The sequence below is a fragment of the Actinoplanes sp. TBRC 11911 genome, from assembly GCF_012933445.1.
Classification (GTDB): domain Bacteria; phylum Actinomycetota; class Actinomycetes; order Mycobacteriales; family Micromonosporaceae; genus Actinoplanes.
The window spans coordinates 118,614-129,454 of record NZ_JABBNC010000021.1 but is presented as its reverse complement, the minus strand read 5'-3'; the positions used below and the strand labels follow the sequence as shown (position 1 = coordinate 129,454).

Annotated in this window: 12 protein-coding genes; 8 read left to right on the top strand and 4 right to left on the bottom strand. The window is 72.0% G+C overall.

The genetic code is table 11. The features are described 5' to 3' along the window. Positions 1-312: 312 nt before the first annotated feature. Positions 313-615: an EthD family reductase gene (locus tag HH310_RS26135; protein ID WP_169178283.1), complete on the top strand. Its 303-nt coding sequence runs from the start codon at positions 313-315 to the stop codon at positions 613-615. Here HH310_RS26135 and HH310_RS26130 read toward each other — a convergent pair. Then, a complete protein-coding gene (locus HH310_RS26130) occupies positions 612-2,294 on the bottom strand; it encodes a SulP family inorganic anion transporter (protein WP_211192640.1) in 1,683 nt (560 codons plus the stop codon). The two genes, HH310_RS26135 and HH310_RS26130, sit on opposite strands and share 4 nt — an antisense overlap. A 13-nt stretch (positions 2,295-2,307) precedes the next feature. Further along, entirely contained in the window at positions 2,308-2,952 is a 645-nt protein-coding gene (locus tag HH310_RS26125; protein ID WP_169178282.1) for a response regulator transcription factor, read from the bottom strand. 75 nt (positions 2,953-3,027) lie between these two features. Here HH310_RS26125 and HH310_RS26120 point away from each other — a divergent pair, with 75 nt between their 5' ends. The 7 genes from HH310_RS26120 to crcB (HH310_RS26090) all read left to right on the top strand — a co-directional run bounded on the left by HH310_RS26120 (position 3,028) and on the right by crcB (HH310_RS26090) (position 8,638). Continuing rightward, a complete protein-coding gene (locus HH310_RS26120; RefSeq protein ID WP_396027545.1) occupies positions 3,028-4,503 on the top strand; it encodes a GAF domain-containing protein in 1,476 nt (491 codons plus the stop codon). A gap of 92 nt (positions 4,504-4,595) precedes the next feature. Continuing rightward, positions 4,596-5,558, top strand: coding sequence for an Acg family FMN-binding oxidoreductase (locus tag HH310_RS26115; protein WP_169178281.1), 963 nt, complete (start codon positions 4,596-4,598; stop codon positions 5,556-5,558). A 10-nt stretch (positions 5,559-5,568) separates the two neighbouring features. Further along, complete coding sequence (locus HH310_RS26110; RefSeq protein ID WP_169178280.1) at positions 5,569-6,564, top strand: Acg family FMN-binding oxidoreductase; 996 nt, start codon at positions 5,569-5,571, stop codon at positions 6,562-6,564. Between the two features lie 5 nt (positions 6,565-6,569). Continuing rightward, positions 6,570-7,385, top strand: a complete 816-nt coding sequence (locus tag HH310_RS26105) for a DUF3626 domain-containing protein (RefSeq protein ID WP_312034320.1) — start codon at positions 6,570-6,572, stop codon at positions 7,383-7,385. A 124-nt stretch (positions 7,386-7,509) separates the two neighbouring features. Beyond that, the gene (gene crcB / locus HH310_RS26100) at positions 7,510-7,920 is read left to right on the top strand and encodes a fluoride efflux transporter CrcB (protein ID WP_312034319.1); all 411 of its coding nucleotides are present in this window, start codon (positions 7,510-7,512) and stop codon (positions 7,918-7,920) included. Beyond that, a complete protein-coding gene (locus HH310_RS26095) occupies positions 7,917-8,264 on the top strand; it encodes a DUF190 domain-containing protein (RefSeq protein WP_169178278.1) in 348 nt (115 codons plus the stop codon). Before crcB (HH310_RS26100) ends, HH310_RS26095 begins: the two co-directional genes overlap by 4 nt. Before the next feature lie 17 nt (positions 8,265-8,281). After that, positions 8,282-8,638 (top strand): fluoride efflux transporter CrcB, encoded by a 357-nt coding sequence (gene crcB / locus HH310_RS26090; protein WP_169178325.1) that lies wholly within the window; start codon positions 8,282-8,284, stop codon positions 8,636-8,638. Between the two features lie 267 nt (positions 8,639-8,905). Here crcB (HH310_RS26090) and HH310_RS26085 read toward each other — a convergent pair whose 3' ends face one another. Both HH310_RS26085 and HH310_RS26080 read right to left on the bottom strand, forming a co-directional pair. Further along, entirely contained in the window at positions 8,906-10,240 is a 1,335-nt protein-coding gene (locus HH310_RS26085) for a trypsin-like peptidase domain-containing protein (RefSeq protein WP_312034318.1), read from the bottom strand. Then, on the bottom strand, positions 10,237-10,836 hold the full coding sequence (locus HH310_RS26080; protein ID WP_169178277.1) for a TetR/AcrR family transcriptional regulator: 600 nt from the start codon (positions 10,834-10,836) through the stop codon (positions 10,237-10,239). Before HH310_RS26080 ends, HH310_RS26085 begins: the two co-directional genes overlap by 4 nt. Positions 10,837-10,841 lie beyond the last annotated feature (5 nt).

Sequence of the window (10,841 nt, the reverse complement as noted above, 5' to 3'; positions counted from 1 at the left end):
ACCGCCACCCCGCACCGCAACCGGCCGCACCCAGCACCGCCACCCCGCACCGCAACCGGCCGCGCCCAGCACCGCCACCTCGCACCGCAACCGGCCGCGCCCAGCACCGCCACCTCGCACCGCAACCGGCCGCGCCCAGCACCGCCACCCCGCATCCCGCAACCGGCCCCGCCCAGCACCGCCACCCCGCATCCCGCAACCGGCCGCACCCAGCTGTCTCGCGAACTGGGCCGGACCCCGCCGGGTGGCTGAGTCGATGGAGTAGGGTCTGCGGCAGAACGTTCGTTCCACCAGTTCAGCAAGGAGGCCGCCATGGCCACCAAGATCACGCTCATCATCGACAACCCCGCGGACCCGGACGAATTCGAGAAGGTCTACGCGGACGTGAGGTCGGCCGCGCAGACGTTCCCGAAGGTTCAGCGGGTCGAGTCGGCCAAGGTGTGGCCGAAGGAGGACGGCACGGCGACGCCCGCGTACCGGACGCTCGACCTGTATTTCGAGACCTACGACGACGCCTCGGCCGCGGTTACCACGCCCGTCGCCGGCGCCGTCTTCGGTGGGCTGGCCGGCACGCAGGTGACCTTCACCGGCCTCTTCTCGGACATCGAGGACTAAAACCGGAGCGACCGCCATTTCTCGTACGCCGCGACGGCGGTCGGCAGCGTGGGGAAGATGTGCTCCGGGCCGATCTTCTGGGCCAGTCCGAACTTCTCCAGGTCGTCGAGCAGGTCCTGTTTCACGCGGGCCAGGGCGAACACGATGCCGCGCCGCTCCAATTCCAGGCGCAACCGCTCGACGGCGTCCAGGGCGGTGATGTCGACCTCCACGTTCGCCTCGGTGTTGAGGACGAACCACGCCACCGGGTCCTTCTGTTCAGTCACCGCGGACAGGGCCCGGCGGCGGAAGTTCTCCGCGTTCGCGAAGAACAGCGGCGAGTCGTAGCGGTAGACGAGCAGGCCGGGAATGGTGTGCGCCTGCGGATAGTCGTCGACGTCGTGCATCCCGGCCAGGCCGGGCACCAGGCCGAGTACGGCGTCGTGCGGGCGGGCGGCGCGGAACAGCAGCTCGGCGACCGACAGCGCGACGGCGAGCAGCACGCCCTGCAGGATGTCGAAAACCAGCACGCCGACCATCGCGGCCAGCGCCAGCAGGAACTCGTTGCGCCGGAACCGGGCCAGGCGCCGGAAGCCGTCGATGTCGATGAGCCGGACGGCCGCGTAGACGACGATCGCGCCGAGCGCGGGGGCCGGGAACCGGGTCAGCAGCGGCCCGAGGAACAGCAACGTGGCCACCACGATCGCGGCGGTGACCAGCGAGTGCAGCTGGGAGCGGGCACCGGCGGCGTCGGCCAGCGCGGTGCGGCTGCCGCTGCTGCTCACCGGCAGCCCGCGGAAGAATCCGGCGCCGATGTTGGCCACCCCGAGCGCGACCAGCTCCTGGTTGGCGTCGATGCGGCCGCCCTTGCCGCGTTCCGCGAACGCGCGGGCGGTCAGGATCGTGTCGGTGTACCCGACCAGCAGTACCCCGACGGCGGGCAGCAGCAGGTCCCGGAACAGAGCGAGATCGGGGAAGACCGGTGCCGGGATGCCGGACGGAATCTCGCCGATGATCGCGATGCCGTAGCGGTCCAGCCCGAACACCGCGACAGCGCCGGTGGCCAGCAGCACCGCAAGCAACGGGCCGGGCAGCCGAGGGGCGAGGCGCTGCACCCCGAACAGGAAGACCAGCACGGCGGCCGCGAACCCGGTGGTCGCCCAGTCCAGCGAGCCCAGCCCGCGTACGAAGGACGCCAGCTCCCCGAAGAACTTGTCGCCGTCCACCTCGACGCCGGTGAGCTTGCCGAGCTGGCTCACCATCATGATCAGCGCGACGCCGGCCAGGTAGCCGACCAGCGTCGGGCGCGACAGCAGGTCCGCGATGAAGCCGAGCCGCAGCAGCCGGGCGACCAGGCACCAGGCCCCGACGGCGAGGCCGAGTGCGGCGGCCAGCATCGCGTACCGGGCCGGGTCGCCGGCCGCCATCGGGCCGATCACCACCGCGGTCATCAAGGCCGTCGTCGACTCCGGCCCGGCGGACAACAACCGCGAGGTGCCGAGCAGCGCGTACGCCACCAGGGCCGGGACGGCCGCCCACAGACCCGCCACCGGGGGCAGCCCGGCCAGTCCCGCGTACGCGAGGACCTGGGGCACCAGGTACGCCGCCACGGTGACGCCGGCCAGCAGATCGCCACGCAGCCACGGCCGCTCGTAGTGGCCGAGCGTCACCACCCCGGGAACGAACCGCGAGAGATCCACAGGCACGAGGATCTCAGCCCGGCGGGTGATCGCCAAGCAGACGCGTGGCCAGCACCGCCGCCTGGGTGCGGCGTTCCAGGCCGAGCTTGGCCAGCAGACTCGACACGTAGTTCTTCACCGTCTTCTCGGCCAGGAACATCCGGGCGGCGATCTCCCGGTTCGTCAGCCCCTCCGCCACGAACTCCAGGATCCGCCGCTCCTGATCGGTCAGCGCAGCCAGCTCGCGGGGCTGCTCCACGCCGTGCCGGATCCGCTCCAGCACCCGCTGGGTCAGGGCCGGGTCGAGCAGCGACTGGCCCTGCGCGATCCGGCGCACCGCGTCGACGAGGTCGGTACCCCGGATCTGCTTGAGCACATATCCGGCGGCCCCGGCCATGATCGCGGCGAAGAGCGCTTCGTCATCCTCGTACGAGGTCAGAATGAGGCCTTTGATCGACGAGTCGACGGCTCGCACGTCGCGGCACACGTCGATGCCGTTGCCGTCCGGCAGGCGGGCGTCCAGGATCGCGACGTCCGGCCGCAGCGCCGGAATGCGGCGCGTCGCCTCCAGCGCGGAACCGGACTCGCCGACGACCTCGACGTCGCCCGCGTCCTGCAACAGGTCGATCAGGCCACGCCGGACCACCTCGTGGTCGTCGAGCAGGAAGACTCGGATCACTCACCCTTCCTACCGTCCCATTGCCGTCCAGCCAAGGGATTCCCAGGCAGGTCAGACGCGGTTAGCCTCGGCCACGTGGACGAAGAATCCGATCGTCCGTCGCTCGGCCTGCGCCCGCTCTCCCGGGTCCGGTTGGACGAACTCCTGACCGAGATGCTCGATCGGGTCGGCGACGTGATGGCCAGCCGGGAGGACCTGCCGCACGGACAAGGGCTGCTCGGGTTGCTGATCACCGACCCGCACCCGGTCCGGCTGCCGGACATCACCAAACACCCCGACTCGTACGGCTTCCCGCCCAACCACCCGCCGATGCACAGTTTCCTCGGCGTCCCGGTCCGCACCCGCGACCAGATCTTCGGCAACCTCTACCTCGCCGAGAAGCGGGGCGCCGCCGAGTTCGGCGACGACGACGAGGAGATCGTGGTCGCGCTGGCCGCGGCGGCCGGGGTGGCGATCGACAACGCGCGTCTGTTCGCGCTGGCCCAGCGCCGGGAGCAGTGGCTGGCCGCGACCGCCGAGATCACCGGGGTGCTGCTCGGCACCGTCCGGCGTACCGAAGCGTTGCGGTTGATCGCCCGGCGCGCACGCGAGGTCTCCGGAGCCGACCTGGTGATGGTGCTGCTCTACGACGCGGAGCGCGCGCGGCACACCATCGAGGTGGCGGACAGCGCCGACCCGGAGTGCCGGCGCCTGGTGGGCCGCCCGGTGGCGTTCGACGGTGACCTCGCCGAGGCGTACCGGCGGGTGGAGAATTTGCGCACGTCGACCGCCTGGCCGGGCCCGGTTCCGGACGGGCCGGCGCTGGCGGCCCCGCTCGCCGCGTCGGACACGTTGCAGGGCGTCCTGATCGTCACGCCGGTGCACGACGACGACGCCCGCATGCTGTCCAGCTTCGCCGGGCAGGCCGCGCTGGCGCTGGAACGCGCCCGCGCCCAGGAGGAGCGCGAGCAGCTGGTGGTGCTCGAAGACCGCGAACGCATCGCCCGCGACCTGCACGACGTGGTGATTCAGCGGCTGTTCGCGACCGGCATGCACCTGCAGAGCGCGGTCGCGCACGCCGGCAAGCCGGAAGCGGTGAAGCGCATCAACGCGGCGGTCGACGACCTGGACGCCACGATCCGCGACATCCGCCGGTCGATCTTCGAGCTGCGTGCCCCGGCCGGTCCGTCGCTGCGGACCGAACTGCGCGAGACGTCCGACGCGGCGGCCGAGGCGCTCGGCTTCGTCCCGATCCTGGACACCACCGGGCCGGTCGACACCGCCGTCCCCGACGACATCGTGCCCGAGCTGCTGGCGGTGCTGCGGGAGGCTCTCGCCAACATCGCCCGGCACGCGGGGGCGCGGACCGCGCGGGTGTCGCTGCGGGTGGCGCACGGGCAGATCGTGCTGCGGGTCGAGGACGACGGGGCCGGCATGGGCGACGGGCTGACCCGCGGCGGCATCGCCAACATGCGTGAACGGGCCCGGGATCTGGGCGGCGCGTTCGAGATCGGGCCGGCGCCGGACGGCCAGGGCACGTTGCTGACCTGGCAGGTGCCGCTGCCCGCGTGACGTGCACGGGTGGCCCTGTCGGGTCGGCCTGCCCGGGTGCGCGGGACTTTCGGCCCTGCCGCGCGGCGGGGGCCGACCGGCACGGTAGAAGCATGAACCCGCTCGAACAGGCCGCCCGCGCCGCGCAGCACGCCCCGTCGATCTTCAACACCCAGCCGTGGTGCTGGCGTCTCACCGGCGACACACTCGACCTGTACGCCGATCGCGACCGCCACCTGCGAAGCGTCGACCGGGCCGGGCGCCTGCTGCTGATCAGTTGCGGCACCGCGCTGCACCACGCGCGCACGGCGCTGGCCGCGGCGGGCTGGACCGCGACCGTCGAGCGGCTGCCCGAGCCGGAACAACCCGACCTGCTGGCTCGGATCCGGCTCGGCCACGAGGTAGCGCCGTCGCTGGAGGCCGGGCGGCTCGCCGACGCCATCCGTCGCCGGCACACCGATCGGCGGGCGTTCGACGACCGGGAGGTAGCCGACCGCGAGCTGACCAGGTTGCGCATGCTCGTCGAGGACGAGGGGGCGTATCTGCACCACGTGCGCGAGGATCAGGTCGCGCGGCTGGCCGTCGCCGCCGTGCGGGCCGCCGGTGCCGAGCGGGACGATCCGCGTTACCGCGCGGAGCTGGACCGCTGGACGCATCGGCCGGGCTTCATCGGCGACGGTGTGCCGCCGGCGACCGCGGTGAGCTCCGAGCCGCGCCGGGTGCCGGTGCGGGACTACGCCCCGGACGGGGAAGCCGGGCTCGGCGCCGGGGCGGCGCATGACCGCGGGGCGGCGTACGTGATCGTGTTCGGCACTTCGGACCGGCCGCTGGACCTGATCCAGGGCGGCGAGGCGTTGTCCGCCCTGCTGCTGCTCGCGACAGCCGATGGGCTGGCGACCGCGCCGATCAGCGATGCCGTCGAGGTCGAGTGGCCGCGCCATTTGCTGCGCGGGCTGCTCGCCGGGATCGGGGAACCGTATGTGGCGGTGCGGCTCGGCTACCTGCCGGCCGAGGAGCCGGACCCGCCGCCGGCGCCGCGTCGCGATCCCCGCGACGTGATCACCATCGTGGAATAGGGGGCGTGCCATGACCGGATATGACGAGGAGGACCTGCGGCGGGCCGCCGCGGCCGGGATCCGGGCGCCGTCGCTGCACAACAGCCAGCCGTGGCTGTTCCGGCTCCGCGAGGGCGCGATCGAGGTCCGCGTGGATGCGGGCCCGCTCGACGACCTCGGCGGTCGCGCCGGGCCCTGCGGTCCTGATGACCTAGGCCTTCTTGGGGCGCCCTGGGCGGCGCGGCTGGCCTGCGGGGCCGCCACCTGCAACGCGCGACTGGCGCTGGCGGTGGCGGGGCGACCCGCCGTCGTCACCTTCCACCCGGATGGCGCCGATCGCGACCTCGTGGCCCGGCTCACCCGGGGACCGGCGCGCCGGCCGACCTACGCCGAGGAGGATCTGCACGCGGCGATCACGCGCCGGCACAGCAATCGCGGGCCGTTCTGGGCCACCCCGGTGCCGGCCGAGATCCGCGTACGGCTGCTGGACGCCGCCCGAGCCGAAGGCGCCTGGCTGGATCTGCTGGTGGGGATGACCGCGTTGAGCGCGTTCGCGGAGATCGCGCGGGGCGCCGACCGGGTGCTGCGCCGCGACGACGCCTATCAGATGCGCCTGGCCGGGTGGACCGACGTCGCCGGGGCGAGCGACGGCATTCCGGTCAGCGCCGGGGCGCCGCTGCCCGAGCCGCAGGACCTGCTGCCGCAACGGTTCTTCACCGGCCGCCGCAGGCAGTCCGGCCGCGACTACGAGCCGGAGCCGCTGGTCGGCATCCTCAACGTGAGCGGCGATCAGCCCATCGACCAGACCGCTGCGGGGCTGGCGCTGCAGCGGGTGCTGCTGACCGCCACCGATGCCGGGCTGGACGCCTCGATGCTCAGCCAGCCGATCGAGGTGCCGGCCGCGCGCGAGCGATTACGCCGCTCGCTGGGGCGTCCGGGATGGCCGCAGATGGTGATCCGTTTCGGATACGGGACGCCCGGTCGTCCTACGCCGAGGCGTACGGTCGCGGAGGTTTTGGAACACTGATCCTCGTGGATCTGCATGCCTCGGGTGAACGGGCGCTGCGGCATGTCGCCGCCCTGTCGACCGGAGCGCCGGTGGATCCGTCGCTGCGGATCACCCTGAACTTTCATCCCGACCGGCGGTCCATCCTGCGCGCGCTCGCGGCGGACCCGATCTACCGGTCGCAGTTCGTCACCGGCACCAGCAACGGCGGGCTGACCGCGCATCCCGGCGGCGACCGATGGCGGTGGGAGCACACCATGTTCGGCGGGGCGTACGACGAGGCGCCCGCCGACGTGCGACCCGTGTACGGCGCGTTGAACTTTCGCCGCAAGCTCGCCGGCGCCGCGCCCCGATTCGGGTCGGCTCATCTGCGGCTGAGCGACTCGCTCGCCAGGGCCACGTTCTGTTACCCGGACAGCTTTTTCGAACCCACCGCGGTCGCCGTCGCCGATCGCATGTCGCTCATCGAGCTCGCCCGCGCCGACCAGCGAGACGACCTGGACGACTACATCGAGGCTCAGGTCCACGGCGGGGTGCGGCTCGACCGGGACGTCGAGGCGCTCGTGCTCGACCCGAGTTACCGGGGCACCGACGTCGAGGCCGCCGCCCGTCGCCTGCCCTGCCGGGTGGAATGGCATCCGGGCTTCTCGCTCGGCACCGGCGAACTGGCCCGGCATCCCGATTACCGGGGCCGGCGATTCGTCGAGCTCGGCACCGAGATCGCCGTCGACGGTCGTCTGACGCCCCGGCTGATCGGGGACGCCGCCCGTCGCGGCCGCTACGCCGAGCAGGACCTCAAGCGGGTCTGGCATTACGTGGCGCGGTTCGGCGCCCCGGCATGATGATCAGCCCCGGTCCGGCGTATCCTGACCTCACCAAAACGGCGGTGGGGCCCGCCGTCCCGCCAGGGGAAACCGCGGCCACGGCCGCCAACGGTCCCTACCAACCATTGGTAGGGGATCTTTCGTGCCGCAAAACTGGTCCGTCCTCGCGAGCATCGCCGTCGGTGGCGCGATCGGCGCCCTCGGCCGCTACGAGCTGGCGCTCGCCTGGACGCACGCTCCCGGCCATTTTCCGTGGGCCACTTTTGTCACCAACGTCTCCGGCTGCTTTCTGATCGGGGTTCTGATGGTGCTGATCACCGAGGTGTGGTCGGCGCACCGGCTGATCCGGCCTTTTCTCGGCGTCGGGGTGCTCGGCGGCTTCACCACGTTCTCCACCTACAGCGGCGACGTCCAGCAGCTCGTGGCCGCCGGCGACGCGCGCGTCGCACTGGCCTACCTGGCCGGCACGGTGCTCGCCGCATTGCTCGCCGTCTATCTCGGCATCTCGATGACCCGCCTGGCCACAAGCCGGCGGCGAGGGGAGAAATCATGAAGATCGAAGGCCCCGCCGTACGCCTCACCATCTTCATCGGTGAGGACGACATCTGGCGCCACAAGCCGCTGTACCACGAGATCGTGCACCGGGCACACGCCGCCGGGCTGGCCGGGGCGTCGGTGCTGCGCTGCATCGAGGGCTACGGCGCGTCCTCGCGCATTCACACCACACGGTTGTTGTCGCTGTCCCAGGACCTTCCGGTGGCGGTGATCATCGTGGACCAGGAGGACCGGATCCGGGCATTTCTCCCGCAGGTCGACGAGCTGGTGACCGAGGGGCTGGTGATCCTCGACCCGGTCGAGGTGATCCGCTACGTCGGCCGGACCACGGAGTCCAAGTGACGACCGCACTTCTGGTCATGCTGGGCGCGGCGGTCGGGGCGCCGGTGCGTTACCTGGCCGACCGTGCCGTCCAGGCCCGGCACGACTCGGTCTTCCCGTGGGGCACGTTCACCGTCAACGTGGCCGGTTCGTTCATTTTCGGGGTGCTGCTGCACGGGGTCTCCGTGGACGCCGTGCCGGGCAGCGTGAACGCCCTGCTCAGCACCGGACTCTGCGGCGGGCTGACCACGTACTCCACGTTCGGCTACGAGACGATCCGGCTTCTGGAGCAGCGGGTACGCGCGTACGCGGTGCTCAACGTGGCCGCGAGCGTCGTCGCGGGGTTGGGCGCGGCGTTCTGCGGCATCGCGGTGGCCGAGGCGATCTGGCACTAGGCCTTTCGCGCGATCCTTGGGCGCATCGCCGAGGCCGGACGGTGCGCCGGGCTCGCTCTTGACGCCGCCGGGCGAGGAAACGCCGCGGACCATGCCGGCCGAGGTGGCCGGCATGGTCCGCGAGCGCGTCGGGCTGGGTGCCGTCAAGGACCGGCACGGGGTTCCTTTCCTGGGCGGTCACCCAGCCGTTCGAGATCGGGTCGCGCGGGGACGGGCCGCGCTCCCCGAGTCCGGGCCGCCCTCGCGGACGACCCGGGTGCCGGAGGCTCAGCCGACAGGCCCCTGGGCCAGCTTGAGGGTGCCGCTCTGGGTCTGGCCGTTCAAGTTGGTCCAGGCGACTTTCACGCTGTTACCGGGGTGGAAACGGTCCAGCAGGTTGGTCAGCGTGGTGGCCGAGTCGACCCGGTTGCCGCCCAGCGAGGTGATCACGTCGCCGCGGGCCAGGCCGGCCGCCTCGGCCGGGGCGCCGGAGACCACGCCGAGGACCGCCGCGCCGGGCGCGCCGTTCTCGCTCTGGCTGGTCGTCTCGATGCCCAGGTACGCGGTTTCGCCGATGTGCACCGTGTTCGACGAGTGGCCGTCGCGGATCTGGTCGGCGATCGTGGTCGCGGTGCTGATCGGGATGGCGTACCCGTCGCCGCCGGAGCCCTGGAACTGGAACCCGGTCGACGCCGCGGTGTCCACGCCGATGACCTGGCCGTCGGTGGTGAGCAGCGGGCCGCCCGAGTCACCGGCCTGAATGTCGGCGTTCACCTCGATGAGCCCGGTCAGCTTCTCCGACGAGCCGCTCGACTCGTCCGACGCGGTGATCGACTGGTCGGTGCCGGTGACCGCGCCGCCGACCGCGCTCGGGGTGCCCCCGGTGCCGCCCGCGTTGCCGATCGCCACCACCGGATCGCCGGTCTTGACGCTGGTGCCGCCGGCCAGCGTCGCGGTGGTCAGCCCGGACGCGTTGGCGAGCTGCAGGACCGCGATGTCGTTGCTGCGGTCGTAGCCCACCACCGCGGCGCGGTACTGCTTCTGGTTGCCCAGGTCGGTGACCGTGATGTTGGTGGCGCCGGCGACCACGTGGTTGTTGGTGAGAATCACACCGTTCGAGGCGATCACGATGCCGGTGCCGGCCGCCTCGGCGTTCTGCGCGCCGAGAACCGTGTCGATGTCGACGAGGGCCGGATCGACCTTCTGAGCGACCGCGGCGACCTGGCTGTCGGTGGCGCCGCCGGGTGCCGTGCCGTTCTGGCCCTGGCCCTGCCCTTGGCCCTGGCCCTGGCCCTGCCCCTGGCCTTGGCCTTGGCCTTGACCGAAGCCGCCGCCCGGGAAGCCGCCGCCCCCGTCGAACCCGCCGTTGTTGCCCGAGTCGGGCGTGAGCGGCAGGAACGGGCTGGCCTGCGTGGAGCTGGCCGGATGCAGCGACCAGCCGGCGGCGAAACCCCCGCCCGCGGCGATCACGAGGGCGGCCAGCCCGGCCGCGATGGCCACGATCAACCGGCGGTTCCGGCGCGGCGGCTCAGGTGGCTGGGGAGGATACTGCTGCCATTCGCCGGGTGGCGGAGGCCACCCGCCCGGAGAGGGCGTGTAGGCGAAGTGTTCAGGAATGGTCACCGCAGTCTCCCTTCATTCACCACCTTGTCTACTGCGGAATTCTCGGAGTCCGCTGTGGGCCTGCTGTATGTCTGCCGAAACCTTTCGTACGCGGCGTCCACTTCTGCCCGGGGAGTGCCCGCCAGCAGATCCAGAAGCAGTCCGCGGGTGACCGCGACCCCCAGCCGCATCAATGCCCGATCGGCCGGGACGTCCAGCGCCTCGGCGGCCCGCACGGCGTCCTCGACCCACGTGCTGGTCAGCCCCTCGAGCAGCTTCTCGGTGCCGGGTGCGCCACGCACCGCCAGGGCGAAGACCTCGAAGAACAGCCGGACGAACGGGCGCAGCTCCGGGCTGGAGACCTGCTCCCACAGACGCGCGGCCACGTCGTCCGGCCCGCCCTGTGCCGCGAGGCTGGTCAACGTGGCCCGCTGCTGCCCCTCGATCTCCCCCACGATCGCCGCGAGCAGCCCCTCCCGCGAGCCGAAGTGATACAGCAGCATGCGGTGGCTGGTCCCGACCCCGGCCGCGATCTCCCGCAGGCTCCGGTCGGCGATGCCGTCGGCTGCCGCGAAGTCGAGCACTTTCCTGAGCAGAGCATCCTTGGAATCGGGCATGTACC

Bases quoted from the DNA above. Each gene is read 5' to 3' on its own strand.
- HH310_RS26135 (WP_169178283.1), top strand. From the start codon at position 313: ATGGCCACCAAGATCACGCTCATCATCGACAACCCCGCGGACCCGGAC.
- HH310_RS26115 (WP_169178281.1), top strand. From the start codon at position 4,596: ATGAACCCGCTCGAACAGGCCGCCCGCGCCGCGCAGCACGCCCCGTCG.
- HH310_RS26110 (WP_169178280.1), top strand. From the start codon at position 5,569: ATGACCGGATATGACGAGGAGGACCTGCGGCGGGCCGCCGCGGCCGGG.
- HH310_RS26095 (WP_169178278.1), top strand. From the start codon at position 7,917: ATGAAGATCGAAGGCCCCGCCGTACGCCTCACCATCTTCATCGGTGAG.
- crcB (WP_169178325.1), top strand. From the start codon at position 8,282: ATGCTGGGCGCGGCGGTCGGGGCGCCGGTGCGTTACCTGGCCGACCGT.
- HH310_RS26080 (WP_169178277.1), bottom strand. From the start codon at position 10,836: ATGCCCGATTCCAAGGATGCTCTGCTCAGGAAAGTGCTCGACTTCGCG.